Origin of the sequence: Pseudoglutamicibacter albus (genome assembly GCF_022346425.1) — a bacterium.
In the GTDB taxonomy this organism is placed as follows: Bacteria; Actinomycetota; Actinomycetes; order Actinomycetales; family Micrococcaceae; genus Pseudoglutamicibacter; species Pseudoglutamicibacter albus.
In genome coordinates this window covers 1-19,693 of sequence record NZ_JAKRCW010000017.1, presented here as the reverse complement: position 1 = coordinate 19,693, position 19,693 = coordinate 1, and the positions used below count along the sequence as shown (strand labels likewise).

Below are 19,693 nucleotides of genomic sequence, written 5' to 3'. Positions count from 1 at the left end.
TCTTAGATGCCACGCAGCCTTAAGAAGGGCCCCTTCGTTGATCAGCACCTTCTTGTGAAGGTCCTGAACCAGAACGAAGCAGGTACCCGCAACGTCATCAAGACGTGGTCCCGCCGTTCCATGATCGTGCCGGACATGCTCGGCCACACGATCGCTGTGCACGACGGACGCAAGCACATCCCAGTGTTCATCACTGAGTCGATGGTCGGACACAAGCTCGGCGAGTTCGCTATGACGCGTACTTTCCGCGGCCACGTGAAGGACGACAAGAAGGGCAAGCGCCGCTGACCATAGGTCAGAGGTTGCAGCTCCTTCCTTAGGAAAGGAAAGCAATGGAAGCCAAGGCAATTGCGCGCCACCTGCGCGTTACGCCGATGAAGGCCCGGCGCGTCGTCAATCTTGTCCGCGGCAAGCAGACGACCGAGGCACTGGCCATCCTGAAGTTCGCCCAGCAGGGCGCTTCGGAGCCTGTGTACAAGGTTGTCGCCTCCGCTGTCGCGAACGCGCGCCAGAAGGCCGATCAGCAGGGCCTGCCGTTCAACGAGGACGAGCTCTACATTAGCGAAGCTTATGTAGACGAGGGCCCAACCATGAAGCGGTTCCAGCCACGCGCCCAAGGCCGTGCATTCCGCATCAACAAGCGCACCAGCCACGTCACCGTGGTCGTTGCCACGCCTGAGAAGGGTGGGGAGAAGTAAATGGGTCAGAAGATTAATCCAAACGGCTTCCGACTCGGAATCACCACCGACCACGTGTCGCGCTGGTTCGCCGATTCGAAGCTGCCGGGTCAGTCCTACGCTGACTTCGTCAAGGAAGACGTCAAAATCCGTTCGCTGGTGACTGACGGCATGGATCGTGCCGGCATCTCCAAGGTCGAGATCGAACGCACCCGTGACCGTGTACGCGTGGACATCCACACTGCACGCCCGGGCATCGTGATCGGCCGCCGCGGCGCGGAAGCCGACCGTCTTCGCGGCGAGCTCGAGAAGCTCACCAACAAGCAGGTTCAGCTGAACATCCTCGAGGTCAAGAACCCAGAGACCGATGCGCAGCTGGTAGCTCAGGGAATCGCTGAGCAGCTTGCCTCCCGCGTGGCGTTCCGCCGTGCAATGAAGAAAGCCATCCAGTCCGCGATGCGCGCCGGCGCCAAGGGCATCCGTGTCCAGTGCTCCGGTCGCCTCGGTGGCGCAGAAATGAGCCGCCGCGAGTTCTACCGCGAAGGTCGCGTACCACTGCACACCCTCCGCGCGAACATCGACTACGGCTTCTTCGAAGCAAAGACCACCTTCGGCCGCATCGGCGTGAAGGTCTGGGTCTACAAGGGAGACGTCACTGATAAGGAACTGGCTGCACAGCAGGCAGCAGCACCAGGCCGTGGTGGCCGTCGCGGCGACCGCCGTGGTGGCCGCGGTGGCGAGCGCCGCCGTCGTCACGATCGTGGTGCAGCAGCTCCAGCAGCAGCTGAAGGAGGCAACGCCTGATGCTGATTCCACGTCGCGTCAAGTACCGCAAGCAGCACCACCCAGGCCGTAAAGGCATGGCCTCTGGTGGCACCGAGGTGACTTTCGGTGAGTGGGGCATCCAGGCCCTGACTCCCGCATATGTCACCAACCGCCAGATCGAAGCTGCACGTATTGCGATGACCCGCCACATCAAGCGTGGCGGTAAGGTCTGGATCAACATCTTCCCAGACCGTCCATTGACCAAGAAGCCTGCCGAAACCCGCATGGGTTCCGGTAAGGGTTCCCCGGAGTGGTGGGTTGCAAACGTCAAGCCAGGCCGCGTTATGTTCGAACTGGCTGGCGTTTCCGAAGAGGTCGCACGCGAAGCTCTTCGCCTGGCAATCCACAAGCTTCCGCTGAAGGCGCGTATTGTGCGCCGCGAGGGTGGTGAATGATCCCAATGGCTATCGGTTCTAAGGATCTCGCAGTCGATAAGCTCGACGGCATGGACAACGCTCGTCTGAACGAGGAGCTTGCAAACGCAAAGAAGGAACTGTTCAACTTGCGTTTCCAGGCTGCAACCGGTCAGCTCGAGCAGCATGGTCGTCTCAAGGCCGTCAAGCGCGACATCGCTCGTATCTACACGATTCTTCGTGAGCGCGAGCTCGGCATCCGCGAGGATGTCGTCGCAACCCAGGCTGACGAGAAGAAGAAGACCAAGAAGAAATCCAAGAAGGCGGAGGACGCTAAGTGATGAGCGAAAAGGAGAACGCTGTGGCCGAAGAGGCACAAGCCCGCGGTTACCGCAAAACCCTGCGCGGTTACGTGGTGTCCGACAAGATGGACAAGACCGTTGTGGTCAACGTTGAGGACCGTGTCAAGCACGCCCTCTACGGCAAGGTCATGCGCCGTTCCAAGCGCGTGAAGGCCCACGACGAGAACAACACCGCTGGTGTTGGCGACTTGGTCATCGTGGCTGAGACCCGCCCACTGTCCAAGGACAAGTGCTGGCGTCTGGTTGAGATCGTCGAAAAGGCGAAGTAAGCCAGAACCATCTGCAGCTTATATAGCTAACGGGGCAGTAGCACGCTGACCCGGACAGGTCGGAACTGTGATCGCGATAACGCGATTACGGTTCCGGCCTTCTTTTTGTTAGACTGGAACGTCCGTGCGTCAGCTGGCTACGCGCGCCCTAAAACAGGTGAAGCAAGACCTATGGTCTGAAACATCCGTGAAAGGCACGTGAATGGAGACTATCCACCTCCAACCAGCTGACACTGAAGATCAGCCAGCCACACCATCGGCGGCTTGCGTATCTCAAGCACGGGCTCAGACCGAAAGCCTCGGCCTTGAACCCCTCCACTGGAGCAGCACACCTGCCCGACGCATGGGTTCAGGGGTAAGCGATGGTCTGAGAAGTCCATTCATTCCGTTCCGCAAGGCTTCGAGTACGAAGAACCAGCGAGACACAGGAGAGACTAGTGATTCAGCAGGAATCGCGACTGAAGGTCGCCGACAACACGGGCGCCAAGGAAATCCTGGCCATCCGCGTTCTCGGCGGAACCAACCGTCGCTATGCAGGAATTGGTGACGTCATCGTCGCCACCGTCAAGGACGCGATCCCTGGCGGAAACGTGAAGAAGGGCGACGTCGTCAAAGCCGTCGTCGTCCGTACCAAGAAGGAACGTCGCCGCGTTGACGGTTCGTACATCAAGTTCGACGAAAACGCAGCCGTAATCCTCAAGAACGACAACGAGCCACGCGGTACGCGTATCTTCGGGCCAGTCGCCCGCGAGCTGCGCGATAAGCGTTTCATGAAGATCGTTTCGCTGGCGCCGGAGGTGCTCTGACTCATGGGTGCAAAGATCAAGAAAGACGACCTGGTACAGGTCCTGTCCGGCAAGGACAAGGGGCTGCAGGGCAAGGTTCTGAAGGTTATCCCGTCTGAGCAGCGCGTGATTGTTGAAGGCGTCAACGTCGTCACCAAGCACAACCGAGTAGGCCAGACTGACCGCGGTTCCAAGACCGGCGGCATCGAGAAGGTAGAGGCACCGATCCACGTATCCAACGTCGCGATCGTTGACCCAGAAACCAAGAAGCCAACCCGTGTTGGTTTCCGCCTCGAAACCGTAACCAAGGACGGCCGCGAAAAGACCGTCCGCGTTCGTTACGCCAAGGCTTCCGGGAAGGATCTGTGATGACTGAGACCACTACCAAGATCCAGCCGCGTCTGAAGACGAAGTACCGCGACGAGATCCGCGACGAACTGCAGAAGCAGTTCGACTACAAGAACGTCATGGAAGTTCCAGGCCTTGTGAAGGTCGTTGTGAACATGGGCGTTGGCGAAGCCGCACGTGACTCGAAGGTCATCGAAGGCGCAGTACGCGACCTGACCGCGATCACTGGCCAGAAGCCACTTGTATCCAAGGCTCGTAAGTCGATTGCACAGTTCAAGCTGCGCGAAGGCATGCCAATCGGCGCCTACGCGACCCTGCGCAACGACCGCATGTGGGAGTTCGTTGACCGCCTCGTCACGCTGGCACTGCCACGTATCCGTGACTTCCGTGGTCTGAACCCTAAACAGTTCGACGGCAACGGGAACTACACCTTCGGTCTGACCGAGCAGGTTATGTTCCATGAAATCGATCCAGACAAGATCGACCGCACCCGCGGTATGGACATCACCCTCGTGACCACCGCTAAGACCGACGAAGAAGGCCGCGCACTGCTCAAGGCGCTGGGCTTCCCGTTCAAGAACGAAAACTAAACCAACTACGTCGAAGGTCCTTAGCAACAAGCCCTAACAGGCAGCGAGGAAACCCCGACGAGGAAGGGCACAAGCCCACATGACCATGACAGATCCGGTCGCAGACATGCTGACGCGTCTGCGCAACGCGAACTCTGCACACCATGAGGACGTCACCATGCCGTCCTCCAAGCTGAAGGTCCGCATCGCGGAAATCCTCAAGGCTGAAGGCTACATCGCCGACTACGCCGAAGAGGAAGCCCGCGTTGGTAAGAACCTCAAGATTGACCTGAAGTTCGGCCCAAACCGTGAGCGCGCCATCGCAGGCGTACGCCGCGTGTCCAAGCCGGGCTTGCGCGTCTACGCGAAGTCCACTGAGCTGCCTAAGGTATTGGGTGGTCTTGGCATCGCGATCCTGTCCACGTCTTCCGGTCTTCTCACCGACCGGCAGGCAGAGTCCAAGGGCGTTGGCGGCGAAGTCGTCGCTTACGTCTGGTAAGGGAAGGGGAAGACACTATGTCACGTATCGGACGTCTTCCGATCACCATTCCCTCGGGCGTCGAGGTCAAGATCGACGGCCAAGAGGTTTCCGTGAAGGGCCCAAAGGGCGAACTCTCCCACACCGTTCCATCGATGCTGACTGTTTCTCAGGAAGAGAACACCGTCAAGGTCGAACGTCCGGATGACGAGCGTGAAACCCGCGGCCAGCACGGCCTGACCCGCACCTTGATCAACAACATGATCGTAGGTGTCACCGAGGGCTACTCCAAGAAACTCGAAATCACCGGTACCGGTTACCGCGTTATGGCCAAGGGCCAGGATCTCGAGTTCCAGCTCGGCTTCTCGCACCCCATCATGGTGAAGGCCGCCGAAGGCGTGACCTACACCGTGGAAGGCACCAACAAGGTGACCGTTTCGGGTATCGACAAGCAGCGCGTCGGCGAAGCCGCCGCGAAAATCCACAAGCTCCGTAAGCAAGATCCTTACAAGGGTAAGGGCATCAAGTACGAGGGCGAAGTCATCCGCCGCAAGGTCGGAAAGGCAGGTAAGTGACTATGGCTCTGGCTACAAAGAAGAGCTCCCGGGCTGCCTCCCGCAGCCGTCGTCACGCTCGTGTGCGCAAGCACATCGTGGGCACCGCTGTCCGTCCGCGCCTCGTCGTATCCCGCTCCGCGCGCCACATTGTCGCGCAGATCGTGGACGATGGCCGCGGCGTGACGCTCGCGTCCGCCCGCACCATGGAAGCCGATATTCGTGCTTTCGAGGGTGACAAGACCGCAAAGGCTAAGCGTGTTGGCGAACTCATCGCTGAACGCGCGAAGGCAGCCGGTATCGAAGCCGTGGTTTTCGACCGCGGCGGTAACAAGTATCACGGCCGCGTGGCCGCGGTCGCCGAAGGCGCGCGTGAAGGTGGGCTGGCACTGTGAGTGAAGAAATGAAGAACGAAGCCCCTGTGGAAGAGCAGAACAAAACCCAGGGCGAAGAGCAGAAAGACGCCGGTCAGCGTCGCGGACGTGGCGAAGGCCGCGGTCGCGGTGAAGGCCGTGGACGTGGCGAAGATCGCGGCCGTGGCCGTGACAACCGCCGTGGCCAGGACGAAGACAAAGACAAGTTCCTCGAGCGCGTCGTAACCATTAACCGTGTTTCCAAGGTTGTCAAGGGTGGTCGTCGCTTCAGCTTCACCGCTCTTGTCGTAGTAGGTGACGGCAACGGCATGGTTGGCGTCGGCTACGGTAAGGCCAAGGAAGTTCCAGCAGCCATCCAGAAGGGTGTGGAAGAAGCTAAGAAGAACTTCTTCCGCGTTCCACGCGTTGGCACCACCATCCCGCACCGCGTCAAGGGCGAAGCCGCTGCAGGCGTCGTTCTCCTTGTCCCGGCCGCTGAGGGTACTGGTGTTATCGCTGGCGGTCCGGTTCGTGCAGTACTCGAATGCGCTGGCATTCACGACGTGCTGTCCAAGTCGATGGGCTCCACGAACCAGATCAACATCGTGCACGGCACCATCGCTGCGCTGAAGTCGCTTGAAGAGCCAGCAGCTGTCGCTGCTCGCCGCGGCTTGGCCCTCGATGAGGTTGCTCCAAGCGCGATGATCCGCAAGATGCAGAACGCGAAGGCAGGTGCCTAATTATGAAGAACCTGACTCCGTCTGATGCAAAGCTGAACATCACCCTTGTTCGTTCCGTCGCTGGCCGCACCCCGGCACAGCGTGAGACGGTCCGCTCGCTGGGTCTCAAGCGCATCGGCCACACGGTTGAGCGCACCGCAGACGCAGTAACCGTTGGCATGGTGAACAAGGTGAAGCACCTGGTTGAGGTCGAGGAGGCCAAGTAACCATGTCTGAGAACACTGAGAACCCGATCAAGATCCACGATCTTGCCCCGGCACCAGGTTCCCGCAAGTCCAAGACTCGCGTTGGCCGTGGTGAAGCATCCAAGGGTAAGACCGCAGGTCGCGGTACCAAGGGCACCAAGGCTCGTCGCCAGGTACCTGCAGGCTTCCAGGGCGGTCAGCTTCCGCTGCACATGCGCCTGCCGAAGCTCCGCGGCTTCAAGAACCCATTCCGCACCGAGTACCAGGTTGTGAACCTGACCCGCCTTGAGGAACTGTTCCCAGAGGGCGGCGAGGTCACCGTTGAGGCACTCGTTGCTAAGGGCGCGGTACGCAAGAACCAGCCAGTCAAGGTGCTTGGCACCGGCGAACTGAACGTGAAGCTCGATGTGAAGGTCAACGCCTTCTCCGCATCGGCTTCTGAGAAGATCCAGGCAGCTGGCGGTTCCGCTACCACCGTCTAATGATTCGTTGGGTGTTGTGTGAGCGGATGACTCTCACATAGCGCTCTTCGTCAAGGGGGCCTCTTCCGTAGAAGTCGGGAGAGGCCCCCTTTCTCACCTATGTTTTCTGCCCCGTGTGCCGAGGGCCTGCGTTTCGCGCTTGCGCAAAGAGTTTCCCTGGAAATTATCAGGTGATAGATTAGCCCCGGCTTACACTTAGCGGTAGAATCCCAAGAGCTTTACTGTGTTCTGGACAGTTGTGTCCTAAGAACGCAGCTAGATAGTCCACATGCAAGGAGTCCACGCGTGCTGAGCGCAATATCAAGGGTTTTCAAAACCCCAGATCTGCGGCGCAAACTGCTGTTTACGATCGGCATTATCATCGTTTACCGCATCGGCGTTTTCATTCCGTCCCCAGGTGTGGACTATTCCGCGGTCAACCAGTGTCTAGCGATCTCAGAGACCACGGGTGGTCTCTACGAGTTCGTTAACTTGTTCTCCGGTGGCGCGCTGCTGCAGGTTTCGATCCTTGCGATGGGCATTATGCCCTACATTACTGCCTCCATTATTGTGCAGTTGTTGCGCGTGGTTGTCCCGCACTTTGAAGCCCTCCATAAGGAGGGCCAAGCTGGCCAGGCGAAGCTGACTCAGTACACGCGTTACCTCACGGTCGGTTTGGGCCTTTTGCAGGCCACCACATTGGTCACGCTCGCTAACACCGGCAACCTGTTCCCGGGTTGCCCTGTTGAGATCTTCCCGGAGAGCACTCTGTGGACTATTTCGCTTGCGATCGTCGCGCTCACCGCCGGTACGGTCTTCATCATGTGGCTCGGTGAGCTGGCAACCGAACGCGGTGTCGGTAACGGTATGTCCTTGCTGATCTTCGTTTCGATCGTCGCTGGCTTCCCAGGTTCGATGATGAACATCCTTCAGCAGAAGGGCTGGTTCATCTTCATCGTCGTGATCATCCTTGGCCTCGTGGTTCTGGGTTGTGTGGTCTTCGTTGAGCAGTCGCAGCGTCGCGTACCTGTTCAGTACGCCAAGCGAATGATTGGTCGCCGCACGGTGGGCGGTACCTCCACGTACATCCCGATCAAGGTCAACATGGCCGGCGTGATCCCGGTGATCTTCGCGTCCTCGCTGCTGACGCTGCCGATGATGATGGTCCAGTTCAACCAGGACCCGCAGGGCAATATGCCTGGCTGGGTTGAGTGGATCAACGCTAACCTCGCTACCACCTCGGCGCCACTGCACATGGTTCTGTACCTGCTGCTGGTGTTCGGTTTCACTTATTTCTACGTCTCCATCACGTTCAACCCGGTTGATGTTGCAGACGACATGAAGAAGTACGGCGGCTTTATTCCGGGCATCCGCGCGGGCGAGCCGACCGCTAAGTATCTGAGCTACGTCTCGTCCCGTATTACGTTTGCTGGCGCCGTCTACTTGGCGTTGATCGCGATCATCCCAGTGGTTGCGTTGGTTTCGGTCGGGGCAAACCAAAACTTCCCATTCGGTGGTACCTCGCTGCTGATTATGGTTGGTGTTGGTCTTGAGACGGTCAAGCAGATCAACGCTCAGATGCAGCAACGACACTACGAAGGACTTCTGCGATGACAAAGCGTTTGTTGATTGTTGGCCCTCCGGGCTCAGGTAAGGGTACTCAGGCTGCACGTATCACCGAGGGTTTGGGTGTTGTATCGATCTCGACCGGCGACATTTTCCGGGCCAACGTGAAAAAAATGACCCCGCTGGGTGTTGAGGCGAAGAAGTACATGGATCGCGGGGACTACGTTCCGGACTCGGTCACGAACTCGATGGTTGAAGACCGTCTGGCCCAGGATGACGTCAAGGACGGCTTCTTGCTGGATGGCTACCCACGTACGGTTGCTCAGGTTGAGTTTCTCGATGAGGTTTTGAAGGCCAAAGGCCAGGAGCTTGATGCAGTCATCTTGCTGGCAGCAGATGAGGACGAACTGGTTAAGCGTCTTCTGAAGCGTGCAGAGATCGAGGGCCGTGAGGATGACACCGAAGAGGTCATTCGCCACCGTTTGACGGTCTACAAGGAGCAGACCGCCGATGTGGTTGCGGCCTACCGTGAACGCGGCCTGGTCCGTGAGGTCGATGGCCTCGGTGAGCTCGATGAGGTCACCGGACGCATCGTGAACGCGTTGAAGGCCTAATTTTCAGAAGGCCTGAAGCGTTGAAGGTTTAGAGATTGTTTGGGCGGCGCCCGGTCCTCGTTTGCGGGGCCGGGCGCCGCTTGTTTGTTTCGTTTCTGGAGTATGGAGGAGGGGCGCTAGGGTGCGCTCGATTGAATACAAGAAGCCGGCGGAGCTGAAGCGGATGGCTGATGCGGGTGTGGTTTTACGTGAGGCACTCGATGAGACGGTCGCCGCAGCTAAGCCTGGAGTGACCACGCTGGAGCTGGATCAGGTGTTCCGCGGAGTGCTTGACCGCCACGGGGCGAAAAGTAACTTCTTGGGGTATTACGGTTTTCCGGCCACGATCTGCGCTTCCGTCAATGAAGAGGTTGTTCACGGGATCCCGGGGGAGAAGGTCCTTGAGGACGGCGATGTTCTGAAGATCGACGGTGGCGCGATCGTCGATGGTTGGCATGCCGATTCTGCACGCACGGTTCTGATCGGTAAGCCATCGGAGGCGGACCGACGCTTGTCTGACATCACGCATGAGGCGATGTGGGCTGGCATCGCTGCGGCCGCATCGGCCCGTTTCGTGGGGCAGATCGGGCAGGCGATCGAGGCGTCGGTGCACCAACAGGGCGGGCATGATCTAGGGATCCTCGAGGACTACTGCGGCCACGGGATCGGCTCCGAGATGCATATGGCCCCGGATGTTCTCAACTACGCCGCGGACTACCGCGGCCCGCGCATCAAGCCGGGCATGGCGCTAGCAATCGAGCCGATGCTGGTCACTGGAAGCTTGGATACCAAGACGTTGGCCGATGACTGGACCGTGGTCACTACCGATGGTGGCCGGGCCTCGCAGTGGGAACACACGGTACTGATCCACCGTGGCGGAATCTGGGTATCGACCGCAGAAGACGGCGGCGCCGCTGACCTAGCTCGCTACGGCGTCACCCCGGCGCCGGTTCAGGCCTAGCACACGCGCCAGTAGTGGCCGGCACGCGAGGGCGATCCGCCTCACACGCGGTTGCTTGAATATGTGCTAGTGGGCTAGGATGGATAGCTGGTTGCTTTGCCACGCATTTAACGTGCAAAGTAGCTGGTCAATCATCGCTATCCGTTGGCATCACGCTCGTGGTGTTGGCGGGTTCGGACGTTAGCGGAGGATATGGGTAAGAAAGAAGGAGTCATCGAGCTGGAGGGCACCGTTACGGAGGCCCTGCCAAACGCGATGTTCCGTGTTCGTTTGCAAAATGATCACGTAGTTTTGGCGACCATCTCTGGAAAGATGCGCCAGCACTACATCCGAATTCTTCCCGAGGACCGCGTGGTCGTTGAACTGACCCCGTATGACCTCAACCGTGGACGGATTGTCTACCGCTACAAGTGATCTCCGAAGATCCAGTCACGGCGAACCCTGCGGAAGGGTCCGCCGTTGGTCTGTGTCTGAAGAGGAATTTGCAGTCTGACGTGATGTTTGAACAACTAAAAACTGATCAATCAGAAACGTAAGGACACAACCGACGTGAAGGTCCATCCGAGCGTGAAGCCGATTTGCGACGACTGCCGCGTTATTCGTCGTCACGGCGTCGTTATGGTTATTTGCTCCAACCCTCGCCACAAGCAGCGCCAGGGCTAAGCGAAACAGTCGACGCACGGCACCACGCCACACATTGAAAATAAGCAGTACCGGGTAGTACCGCTACCGTCTACCCTCGGGCTACCAGGAGGCCGGGGCCGCACCTGAAGGTGCGGAGGGTATTGCCGAACACCTCCTGAACACAGTAAGGAAGAGACCACTATGGCTCGTCTCGCCGGTGTTGATATTCCGCGCGATAAGCGCGCAATCATCGCACTCACCTACATCTATGGCGTGGGCAAGACCCGTGCCGCCGAGACCCTCGAAGCAACGGGCATCGACCCGAACACGCGCATCAAGGATCTCAGCGACGATCAGCTCGTGAAGCTGCGCGACCACATCGAGGGCTCCTACACGGTTGAAGGTGACCTTCGCCGTGAGGTTGCAGCCGATATTCGCCGCAAGGTTGAAATCGGCTCCTACCAGGGTGTGCGTCACCGTCAGGGCCTGCCGGTCCACGGTCAGCGCACCAAGACCAACGCTCGCTCGCGCAAGGGTCCTAAGCAGACCGTTGCCGGTAAGAAGAAGGCCCGCTAATCCACGCGGTTAGCTCGCCCAATTTAGAGAAGACTTTCAGGTAGGAGTAAAAATGCCCCCAAAGGGTCAGGCCACGAGCGCGGCACGTAAGCCGCGTCGCGTAGTCAAGAAGAATGTTGCGCAGGGTCATGCGCACATCAAGTCCACGTTTAACAACACCATCGTTTCGATCACCGACCAGACCGGTGCTGTGATCTCCTGGGCCTCTTCGGGCCAGATGGGTTTCAAGGGCTCGCGCAAGTCGACCCCGTACGCTGCGCAGATGGCTGCCGAGAAGGCCGCTAAGGAAGCGCAGAACCACGGCATGCGCAAGGTCGATGTTTTTGTGAAGGGCCCGGGTTCGGGTCGCGAAACCGCAATCCGTTCGCTTCAGGCAGCAGGCCTCGAGGTTGGCTCCATTCAGGATGTCACCCCGGTTGCACACAACGGCTGCCGCCCGCCGAAGCGTCGTCGCGTCTAGTACGCGGGTTGCGCGCTGGACAACGCAATGCAGTACAAAATGTGTTGTGGTGTCCTGTCCCGGAAGATCCGATGTTCTTCCCCCGGAGTGGGGAGCAACAGTTCCTCATTCACCCAGTCGCCATCTGCAGCGTCATATAGCGGACGCTCGCTGAAAGGACAACATCCGTGCTAATTGCACAGCGCCCGACCCTGACCGAAGATCAGCTGTCTGAGACCCGTTCACGCTTCACCCTTGAGCCGCTTGAGCCAGGTTTTGGCTACACGATCGGTAACTCTCTGCGCCGTACTCTGCTTTCCTCCATCCCAGGTGCCGCTGTAACCAGCGTGCGCATCGAGGGTGTTCTGCACGAGTTCACGACCGTTGAGGGTGTCAAGGAGGACGTCACCGAGATCGTTCTCAACGTGAAGCAACTCTCCGTTTCCTCTGAGCACGACGAACCAGTTGTTGCGTACCTGCGCAAGCAGGGCCCTGGCGTTGTCACCGCTGGTGACATCTCTGCACCTGCAGGTGTTGAGATCCACAACCCAGAGCTTGAGATCGCAACGCTCAACGAAAACGGAAACTTCGATATGGAGCTCACCATTGAGCGCGGCCGCGGCTACGTGTCCGCCGCTCAGAACAAGCGTGAAGATTCCGAAATCGGCCGTATTCCGGTTGACTCGATCTACTCGCCGGTTCTCAAGGTGACGTTCCGCGTAGACGCAACCCGTGTTGAGCAGCGCACTGACTTTGACAAGCTCATTCTCGATGTCGAGACCAAGCCGTCGATGTCTCCACGTGACGCTGTAGCCTCCGCCGGCGTGACCCTCGTTGGTCTGTTCGGCTTGGCGCACGAGCTCAACAAGGAATCCGAAGGCGTCGAGATCGGCCCATCCCCAACGGATGAGCAGGCAGCCGCTGACATGGCACTGCCGATCGAAGATCTTGAGCTTACGGTGCGTTCCTACAACTGCCTGAAGCGCGAGGGTATCCACACCGTTGGTGAGTTGGTAGCCCGCTCTGAGGCGGATCTCATGGACATCCGTAACTTCGGCGCAAAGTCGATTGACGAGGTCAAGTCCAAGCTCGACGAGCTGGGCCTTGCACTCAAGGATTCACCAGCAGGATACGAAGCTCCTCTGGCGGATGACGACTACGAAACTGAAGAGTTCTGAGTTCGCTCTCTGAAGCGTCTCGCATGGTCTCACCCGCGGTAACGGGTCAGGCCTCACTCAAGGAGATTTACGACTATGCCAACCCCAACTAAGGGCCCACGCCTCGGCGGTAGCCCGGCGCATCAGCGCCTCATTTTGTCCAACATGGCAGGTGAGCTTTTCACTCACGGCCGTCTGAAGACCACGCTGACCCGTGCCAAGCGTCTGCGTCCGTTCGCGGAGAAGCTGATCACGACTGCTAAGGCTGGCGATCTCAACGCTCGCCGCCGCGTGCAGTCTGCGATCGCTCCGCGTTCGGCAACGAACAAGAACGCTGTGTACGAGCTGCTGACCAACATCGCTCCGGCTATGGCAGAGCGCAACGGTGGTTACACCCGTATCACCAAGATCGGTAACCGCTCCGGCGATAACGCGCCGATGGCTGTTATCGAGCTCGTCATGGAGCCGGTTTCCCCTAAGCAGGCTGTTGTGAAGGAAGCCCAGAAGGCTACCGAGCAGGCAGCACCTGAGGTGGAGACCCAGGAAGACGCGCCAGCCAACGTAGCTGAGATGGACGAAGCCGCAACCCCGGCTGAGGCCACCGAGACTGAAGCCGCCGAGGCTCCGGCTGATGAGGCACAAGAGACTGAGGCCAAGGAAGACAAGTAAGTCCTTCCAGGCCTAAGCCTTTCCACGTTGAGCTAAGCGCCGCTTAGACCACACATAAGTTCCCGCATCGTAAGACGGTGCGGGGACTTATGTTTTTAACGTGAGGCACTATATCCTGGGTGCCTAGATCACGCTTGAGACAAGCATCACTCTTCTCGGTCAGTCTTCACCTCAAGACCCCTTGACACCTCAAGAACACAGAAAAGAAGCCCGCATGAACGCACTGAAAGCAAGCGTTGCCTCGCACGCGCACTCGAAAGAAAGCCAACGTCGTTGGCCAACGCTGTTCCTGGTTCTGCTGGCATTGTGCTCGCTGGTTCTGACGGCGTGCTCGGTGGATATCACAACCACCCAGAAGATGGACGCCAACGGCAAGGGGACCCGCAGCATGACTGTGGTGGCTGAGCTGAGCAAGAAAGAAGCCGGCAAGGTCGATGTGAAGAAGATCGAGAAGACACTCAAGAAAGCTGCGCCTGAGGGTACCAAGGTTGACAGTGTCAAGAAGAAGGGCCGGAAACTCACGGTCAGCGTCACGATGTCATTCAAGGATATTGAGGACTATAAGAAAGTTCTCAATAACGCGTTGGATGCTGGTGGCCTGAGCCCGTCTGTACGAGTTGACTTTGAGTCCATCAACGCGCAGCTACGTCACGGACTCACGCTGGAGGAGAATGTCTCAAGCGGGCAGCTATTGCAATGGGTGCGCAAGGCGCTACTCGATAACAAGATTGTGAGCAAGAAGAAGGCCGATGCTGTATCGCCCAAGGACCGCGGCGGGACATTGTCGGTTGGAAATGAGTCCACTAAGGCTCCGAGGACTCCGTTCCAAGAGTCTAAGGTTACCGATCACGGTTTCATAGCAGTTACCCCGCTGATTGAGAAGCGTACTGATGGCTACCGCTTCGCGGTCGTGTACAGAGTAGAATCTGGAAGTAGAGAGGCAGAGAAAGCGCGTGAGAAGTGGATCGACTCCGTAATGCCGGACGGTGCCCAAAAGGTTGAGCTACCCGGTTCTGTGGGAACTGATCGTGAGCATATCGCTGTGGTGATGGACGTCAAGGACGAGACCGAGCTCAAAGACGCTTTGGGTGCTTTGCTCGGGGATAAAAACCTGGAGGTTAGCATCACCGATCTGGACGAGCCGGAGGGGTTGTTTACCCGCGTCTACGAATACACGCTAGAGGCGGACTGCTCCCAGATATGTGAGGGCGGGAGTTCGATACCGCTTAGACCATACGTCTCGACCCCGGGTGTAGGCACAGACGGTTATAAATATCCCAACCAATCGACGCTTGATGAACTAGGTTTCACCGACGGAGCAATATTTACCGCGATCAGCGAGGTGTCAAGTGACAACAGGTTCCATGCTCTTGACGTGAAGCCCATGAAAATGACGAGCATCACCGCACTGTTGAAGCCTGGGGTAGGGGACAAAGTTTCCTTCGAAGTTGCGGTAGCGGTTCCAGAATCTGAACTGGGCACAGAGGTTGAAAAGTTAGAGAAGGCTTTTACCCCGAGCAACGGTTCTCTGACCTCGGAGAAGAAGGATGACCAACGAGTCTTCACTTTCACATGGGAGGGGAAGAACCCTGAGGAGCTTGAACGAAAAGTCCAGGTGACGTTCAAATCCTTCTCGATGCAGGAGAACCGTGGGGGTGGGTTGTGGCCTGAGTCGACAGTTCAGGTTGATTTTGCCCCTGAGCGAGACCTGAACACCACGATCAGTTCCATCCCGACGCTCAAGGTTGAGCTTCCGTTGATGCACGGGGTGAAGGGGGGCGTACCAGAGGACGGCTTCGGGCTGCACAACGGCCATGCCGAGTTCGCCTATAGTGGCCCGGCATTGGCCTGGATTATCACGATGGGCGTGCTGTTGTTCATCGTCATCGCAGCGATTGTGCTGCTGGTGGTTTTCCGCAAGAAGATCGCAGCTAAGTTGAAGAGCGCCGGGGAAGGCAACAGAGACGGACATAGTTCCCAGGTGAATGTCTACAACACCGTGCGTGCGCAATACAATCCGCCGGCACCACCGGCGGGTGATGCCGGACCTCCGGCTCCACCAGCTGATAGCACCGCACCTCCCGCGCCTCCCGCACCTCCAGGTGATAGTCCCGCGCCGCCCGCGCCGACCGTGCCGCCCGCACCTCCAGTGCCTTCAACTGAAGACGCTGGGCCGCCAGCGCCTCCGCCTCTACCGGAGAAATGAGTCTTGCATGAACGCATTACGCCGGCCCCTTGCTCAGCGACCTGATGCCGAGCGGTGTCAACGCCGCTGGCCGGTGCTGTTCGTTGTCTTGTTGGCCTTGTGTTCGCTGGTGTTGACGGCATGCGCGGTGGATATCGAGACCGATCAAGACGTGGGTGCGTACGGCAAGGGAACCCGCAGCATAGTTGTGGCTGCCGAGAAGGCATCGAATACGCCTAGTAACAGCCCCTTGCGCAAGCCCAAGATCAAAGAACATGGTTTCAGACAGATCGTCCCGCTGATCAAGAAGCGATCTGATGGATACCGGCTCGCGGTCGTCTATCGACTAGATGGGGAAGGCGAAGACGCGGAGAAGGCGCGTGAGAGGTGGATTGACTCCACGATGCCGGAAGACGCTCGGAAGGTGAAATCCACCATCACAATCGGCTTGGGGCGCGAAGAAGCCGCTGTGGTGATGGATGCCAAGGACGATGCGGAGCTCCAAACCGCGTTACGTGCTTTGCTGGGGGACAAGAACCTTAAGGTCAGTATCACAGAGTTGGCAGAGCCGCCTGGATCGTTTGCACGCGGCTACGAGTACGCGCTTGAGACGGACTGCTCGCACATCTGCGGAGGTCGGCCAGAGCTGGTGCTATCTCCGTACGTATCGACTCCCGGCCCTGGGATAGGCGGAGAGAAGTACATCGACGCTTCAAGGATGAAGGGTCTCGGTTTCACCGAAGGGGCAACGTTTACTCAGCTCATCAAGAGGGATGGAGATAATGCGTTCCGCGCTCGTGAGGCGAGAGGAGTGAAGCTAACGAGCGTAACGGCGGTTGTGAAACCGGGCTCAGGGGAAAAGGTTTCCTTTGAAGTTTCGGTAACGGTTCCGGAGTCCGAGCTGGGCGGAGGAAGCGAAAACTTTGAAGAGGCTTTAACACCGGAGAACGGCTCTCTGACGTTGCAGAAGAAAGGTGACCAACAGGTCTTCATTTTCACGTGGGAAGGGAAGGACCCTGAGGAACTCACTGAGAAGGTTCGGCAGACCTTCACATCTTTTACAATGAGTGAGAGCCGCAAGGGTGGCCTGTGGCCAGAAACTAGGGCGCAGGTACGGTTTGCCCCGGAACGTGACCTGAAAACCACCATCGAAACCACGCCGAGGCTCAGGGTTGAGCTTCCGTTCATGCACGGGGTGAAGGATGAGGTGCCGGATCAAGGCTATGACCTGAGCGAAGCCCATCAGCACTTCGTCTATAGCGGCCCGTCCTCGGCGTGGTTCATCACGATGGGTGTGCTGGCGGCGCTCGTCCTCGCAGGGCTTGTGCTTTTGCTGGTCTTCCGGAAGAAGAACGCAACTAAGGCGAAATAGCTGAGGGCAGGATAGCCGACGGCCCTATTTGGCCGTGCCGCGTACTTCCATCTATGCGTTGACGTTCGGTTAGTGGCACCGCGGCTAGGATGGGGCTCGTGGATATGCAGAGGTTCGCGATTCGGCTTTCGTATGACGGCACGCCTTTCAGCGGGTGGGCTCGGCAGCCGAATCAGCCGAGTGTGCAGCAAGCTGTCGAAGATGCATTGTTCACGATCACTCGAACCGAAGTGCGCACGGTGGTTGCGGGGCGCACGGATGCCGGGGTACACGCGCTCGGGCAGATGATCCACTGCGACCTCTCCCCGGAAGCGACCGCCAAACTGACCGTACGGGACGGATCGGCGCGCATCGAGGAAACCCTGGTGCGGCGCCTCAACGCGGTGCTCGCCCGCGCCACGGACCGAGCCGTCATCATCGACTCAGCCCGCATGGTACCGCCTGGATTTGACGCGCGGTTCTCCGCTCTGCGCCGGCATTACCGGTACCTGATCGCTGACGGGCCGCATCGTTGGAATCCGCTCCGCCGCAACGACGTGCTGTTCCATCCACGCGAACTCGACCCAGCGGCGATGCACGAAGCCGCTCAGGGGCTCTTGGGGCTCAACGATTTCTTGTCGTTCTGTAAGCCGCGCGAGCATTCCTCTACGATCCGTGACCTCCAAGAGATCAGCGTGACACGCTCGCCGGATGGCTTCGTTGAGGCTCGGCTGAGCGCGGACGCGTTCTGCCACCACATGGTCCGCACGATCGTCGGTGCGCTCATCAGCGTAGGCGAAGGTACGCGCCCCGTGGACTGGCCTGCGCAACGGTTAGGGGAGCGGGTGCGCGATGCGAACACCAAGATGGCCGCCGGGCACGCGTTGGTCTTGATAGATGTTGATTACCCTGACGACGATGCGGCGGCGGCCCGCGCAGATGCGACCCGCGCCCGCAGGGATCAGGAATAGGGGCTCGGTGTGGGGGAGTTGGCCCAGGACAGCCGAGCTAGGAGATGCTGGTCACCATAGGTTGGTCATCGGCGAGGAGTTTAAGCTAGACTAGATAGCTGTTGCGCAGTGCGCTCTTGACACCACCTGTTTACGTGACGGTCCAGTTGCAGGACCTCTGGTCTGTGAACAGCGCAAGAGAGTAAGCGAACCGGCTACGGCCCTCACCCGTAGCGCGTGTGCGCCGGCGCATCATCCGCACGGCGGTGCGAACCCTGGTTACCTCACGACAACCAGCTCGAGACCGTCTGACCAGTATTCAACCGAAGGCAAAAAGAACAGTGCGTACGTACTCTCCTAAGGCCGAAAACGTCGAGCGCGATTGGTACATCATCGACGCTGAGGACGTTGTTTTGGGCCGCCTCGCAAGCCAGGCCGCAACCCTGCTGCGCGGTAAGCACAAGCCGACTTTCGCCCCACACAATGACCAGGGCGACTACGTCATCATCATCAACGCTGAGAAGGTTGCCCTCACCGGCGCCAAGCTCGAACAGAAGCGCGCATACCGCCACACCGGTTTCCCGGGCGGTCTGCGCTCCACCAACTACGCTGAGCTTCTGGAGAAGAACCCGACGCTCGCAGTGGAGAAGGCTGTCAAGGGCATGTTGCCTCACACCCGCCTGGGTAAGCAGCAGCTGACCAAGCTGAAGGTGTACCGCGGTGCAGAGCACCCACACGCCGCTCAGCAGCCTAAGACCTTCGAAATCACGCAGGTCTCCCAGTAACACTGGGCCACCCGATAACGGACATCTTCTAAGGAGACTAAAGTGGCTCAGAACGAAGAGCTCACCGAGGGCCAGGTTCCCTCGACCTACACGACTGAATCCGCGCCGGTTGCAGAAGCAACCGAAGCAACCCCACGCAACCTGACCGTTGCTGGTTCCGCTGTTGGCCGCCGCAAGCGCGCGATCGCACGCGTTCGCGTTGTCCCTGGCTCCGGCAAGTGGACCCTCAACGGCCGTGAACTCGCCGAGTACTTCCCGAACAAGCTGCATCAGCAGGAAGTGAACGATCCGTTCACCGTTCTAGAACTCGAAGGCGCATACGATGTGATCGCTCGCATCCACGGCGGTGGCCCATCCGGCCAGGCCGGTGCCCTGCGTCTCGGTATCGCTCGTGCGCTCAATGAGATTGACCGCGAGAACAACCGCCCAGCACTCAAGAAGGCTGGCTTCCTAACCCGTGACGCACGCGTCATCGAGTCGAAGAAGGCTGGTCTGAAGAAGGCACGCAAGGCGCCACAGTACTCGAAGCGTTAATTTTCGCTCACACACCTCCCGCTGGAGTGTGTATGCGCGGGTGGCTCGTCCCTTTGGGGCGGGCCACCCGCTCGTTTAACCCCGCACGGCAACCAGCTGGCCCTGTCCGCGCGCATGTTTGGCAACCCTGCCTGAGCGCCCAGCCGGCTCAGCCCGCGCGCCCATCGTGACGCGGGATGCCTGTGATGGCCCTTACGAAACACGCAAAGTAGCCCTTTTCTAAGGGTTAAGGGTCAAAATGTGTGTCTGGTTTGGGTGTGTTGCGGGGGTTAGGTGTGGCCTTTTTGGATGCCGATTGAGTGTGTGTAGGTGGTGTCGATAGCGTTGTCGTAGAGGGCTGGTCG

29 protein-coding genes are annotated in these 19,693 nt (G+C 58.9%); all 29 read left to right on the top strand.

Annotated elements, in window-relative coordinates; genetic code table 11:
• Positions 1 to 6: 6 nt before the first annotated feature.
• The gene (gene rpsS, locus MHJ63_RS09320; RefSeq protein WP_035758039.1) at positions 7 to 288 is read left to right on the top strand and encodes a 30S ribosomal protein S19; all 282 of its coding nucleotides are present in this window, start codon (positions 7 to 9) and stop codon (positions 286 to 288) included.
• A gap of 44 nt (positions 289 to 332) precedes the next feature.
• A complete protein-coding gene (gene rplV / locus MHJ63_RS09315; protein WP_035758042.1) occupies positions 333 to 698 on the top strand; it encodes a 50S ribosomal protein L22 in 366 nt (121 codons plus the stop codon).
• Positions 699 to 1,481, top strand: a complete 783-nt coding sequence (gene rpsC / locus MHJ63_RS09310) for a 30S ribosomal protein S3 (protein ID WP_035758044.1) — start codon at positions 699 to 701, stop codon at positions 1,479 to 1,481. It begins immediately after the preceding gene.
• Positions 1,481 to 1,897, top strand: coding sequence for a 50S ribosomal protein L16 (gene rplP, locus MHJ63_RS09305; protein WP_035758047.1), 417 nt, complete (start codon positions 1,481 to 1,483; stop codon positions 1,895 to 1,897). The genes rpsC and rplP overlap by 1 nt, the downstream gene beginning before the upstream one ends.
• Before the next feature lie 5 nt (positions 1,898 to 1,902).
• Complete coding sequence (gene rpmC, locus MHJ63_RS09300; RefSeq protein WP_035758050.1) at positions 1,903 to 2,196, top strand: 50S ribosomal protein L29; 294 nt, start codon at positions 1,903 to 1,905, stop codon at positions 2,194 to 2,196.
• Entirely contained in the window at positions 2,196 to 2,486 is a 291-nt protein-coding gene (rpsQ, locus tag MHJ63_RS09295) for a 30S ribosomal protein S17 (protein ID WP_035758053.1), read from the top strand. The genes rpmC and rpsQ overlap by 1 nt, the downstream gene beginning before the upstream one ends.
• Positions 2,487 to 2,923: 437 nt before the next feature.
• Positions 2,924 to 3,292, top strand: a complete 369-nt coding sequence (rplN, locus tag MHJ63_RS09290; RefSeq protein WP_035758055.1) for a 50S ribosomal protein L14 — start codon at positions 2,924 to 2,926, stop codon at positions 3,290 to 3,292.
• Positions 3,293 to 3,295: 3 nt separating this feature from the next.
• Entirely contained in the window at positions 3,296 to 3,640 is a 345-nt protein-coding gene (gene rplX, locus MHJ63_RS09285; RefSeq protein ID WP_035758058.1) for a 50S ribosomal protein L24, read from the top strand.
• Positions 3,640 to 4,209 carry a 50S ribosomal protein L5 gene (rplE, locus tag MHJ63_RS09280; RefSeq protein ID WP_035758061.1) on the top strand — a complete coding sequence of 190 codons (570 nt, stop codon included), beginning with the start codon at positions 3,640 to 3,642 and terminating at the stop codon, positions 4,207 to 4,209. The genes rplX and rplE overlap by 1 nt, the downstream gene beginning before the upstream one ends.
• A gap of 79 nt (positions 4,210 to 4,288) precedes the next feature.
• The gene (gene rpsH / locus MHJ63_RS09275) at positions 4,289 to 4,687 is read left to right on the top strand and encodes a 30S ribosomal protein S8 (RefSeq protein WP_035758064.1); all 399 of its coding nucleotides are present in this window, start codon (positions 4,289 to 4,291) and stop codon (positions 4,685 to 4,687) included.
• A 17-nt stretch (positions 4,688 to 4,704) separates the two neighbouring features.
• A complete protein-coding gene (rplF, locus tag MHJ63_RS09270; RefSeq protein ID WP_035758067.1) occupies positions 4,705 to 5,241 on the top strand; it encodes a 50S ribosomal protein L6 in 537 nt (178 codons plus the stop codon).
• A gap of 2 nt (positions 5,242 to 5,243) precedes the next feature.
• Positions 5,244 to 5,615 carry a 50S ribosomal protein L18 gene (gene rplR, locus MHJ63_RS09265; RefSeq protein ID WP_035758070.1) on the top strand — a complete coding sequence of 124 codons (372 nt, stop codon included), beginning with the start codon at positions 5,244 to 5,246 and terminating at the stop codon, positions 5,613 to 5,615.
• Between the two features lie 8 nt (positions 5,616 to 5,623).
• On the top strand, positions 5,624 to 6,313 hold the full coding sequence (gene rpsE, locus MHJ63_RS09260; protein ID WP_070506364.1) for a 30S ribosomal protein S5: 690 nt from the start codon (positions 5,624 to 5,626) through the stop codon (positions 6,311 to 6,313).
• Positions 6,313 to 6,519, top strand: coding sequence for a 50S ribosomal protein L30 (gene rpmD / locus MHJ63_RS09255; RefSeq protein ID WP_035758073.1), 207 nt, complete (start codon positions 6,313 to 6,315; stop codon positions 6,517 to 6,519). Before rpsE ends, rpmD begins: the two co-directional genes overlap by 1 nt.
• 2 nt (positions 6,520 to 6,521) lie before the next feature.
• The gene (rplO, locus tag MHJ63_RS09250) at positions 6,522 to 6,980 is read left to right on the top strand and encodes a 50S ribosomal protein L15 (RefSeq protein WP_035758076.1); all 459 of its coding nucleotides are present in this window, start codon (positions 6,522 to 6,524) and stop codon (positions 6,978 to 6,980) included.
• 285 nt (positions 6,981 to 7,265) lie between these two features.
• Entirely contained in the window at positions 7,266 to 8,573 is a 1,308-nt protein-coding gene (gene secY, locus MHJ63_RS09245; RefSeq protein ID WP_035758078.1) for a preprotein translocase subunit SecY, read from the top strand.
• Entirely contained in the window at positions 8,570 to 9,139 is a 570-nt protein-coding gene (locus tag MHJ63_RS09240; protein ID WP_239447245.1) for an adenylate kinase, read from the top strand. The genes secY and MHJ63_RS09240 overlap by 4 nt, the downstream gene beginning before the upstream one ends.
• A gap of 121 nt (positions 9,140 to 9,260) precedes the next feature.
• On the top strand, positions 9,261 to 10,079 hold the full coding sequence (gene map / locus MHJ63_RS09235; RefSeq protein ID WP_256173680.1) for a type I methionyl aminopeptidase: 819 nt from the start codon (positions 9,261 to 9,263) through the stop codon (positions 10,077 to 10,079).
• A 192-nt stretch (positions 10,080 to 10,271) separates the two neighbouring features.
• Positions 10,272 to 10,493 (top strand): translation initiation factor IF-1, encoded by a 222-nt coding sequence (infA, locus tag MHJ63_RS09230; protein ID WP_035758084.1) that lies wholly within the window; start codon positions 10,272 to 10,274, stop codon positions 10,491 to 10,493.
• A gap of 135 nt (positions 10,494 to 10,628) precedes the next feature.
• On the top strand, positions 10,629 to 10,742 hold the full coding sequence (gene rpmJ, locus MHJ63_RS09225) for a 50S ribosomal protein L36 (RefSeq protein ID WP_083285170.1): 114 nt from the start codon (positions 10,629 to 10,631) through the stop codon (positions 10,740 to 10,742).
• 162 nt (positions 10,743 to 10,904) lie between these two features.
• Positions 10,905 to 11,279 carry a 30S ribosomal protein S13 gene (rpsM, locus tag MHJ63_RS09220; RefSeq protein WP_035758086.1) on the top strand — a complete coding sequence of 125 codons (375 nt, stop codon included), beginning with the start codon at positions 10,905 to 10,907 and terminating at the stop codon, positions 11,277 to 11,279.
• A 52-nt stretch (positions 11,280 to 11,331) separates the two neighbouring features.
• The gene (gene rpsK / locus MHJ63_RS09215) at positions 11,332 to 11,739 is read left to right on the top strand and encodes a 30S ribosomal protein S11 (RefSeq protein WP_035758087.1); all 408 of its coding nucleotides are present in this window, start codon (positions 11,332 to 11,334) and stop codon (positions 11,737 to 11,739) included.
• Between the two features lie 167 nt (positions 11,740 to 11,906).
• Entirely contained in the window at positions 11,907 to 12,896 is a 990-nt protein-coding gene (locus MHJ63_RS09210) for a DNA-directed RNA polymerase subunit alpha (RefSeq protein WP_035758089.1), read from the top strand.
• Positions 12,897 to 12,971: 75 nt separating this feature from the next.
• Entirely contained in the window at positions 12,972 to 13,544 is a 573-nt protein-coding gene (gene rplQ, locus MHJ63_RS09205; protein ID WP_070490805.1) for a 50S ribosomal protein L17, read from the top strand.
• A 214-nt stretch (positions 13,545 to 13,758) separates the two neighbouring features.
• On the top strand, positions 13,759 to 15,750 hold the full coding sequence (locus MHJ63_RS09200) for a hypothetical protein (protein ID WP_239447244.1): 1,992 nt from the start codon (positions 13,759 to 13,761) through the stop codon (positions 15,748 to 15,750).
• Between the two features lie 7 nt (positions 15,751 to 15,757).
• Positions 15,758 to 17,101, top strand: coding sequence for a hypothetical protein (locus tag MHJ63_RS09195; RefSeq protein WP_239447243.1), 1,344 nt, complete (start codon positions 15,758 to 15,760; stop codon positions 17,099 to 17,101).
• A 104-nt stretch (positions 17,102 to 17,205) separates the two neighbouring features.
• Positions 17,206 to 18,051, top strand: coding sequence for a tRNA pseudouridine(38-40) synthase TruA (truA, locus tag MHJ63_RS09190; RefSeq protein WP_232219335.1), 846 nt, complete (start codon positions 17,206 to 17,208; stop codon positions 18,049 to 18,051).
• 320 nt (positions 18,052 to 18,371) lie between these two features.
• On the top strand, positions 18,372 to 18,815 hold the full coding sequence (rplM, locus tag MHJ63_RS09185; RefSeq protein ID WP_035758103.1) for a 50S ribosomal protein L13: 444 nt from the start codon (positions 18,372 to 18,374) through the stop codon (positions 18,813 to 18,815).
• 42 nt (positions 18,816 to 18,857) lie between these two features.
• Entirely contained in the window at positions 18,858 to 19,349 is a 492-nt protein-coding gene (rpsI, locus tag MHJ63_RS09180) for a 30S ribosomal protein S9 (RefSeq protein WP_035758105.1), read from the top strand.
• The last annotated feature ends 344 nt before the right edge of the window (positions 19,350 to 19,693 follow it).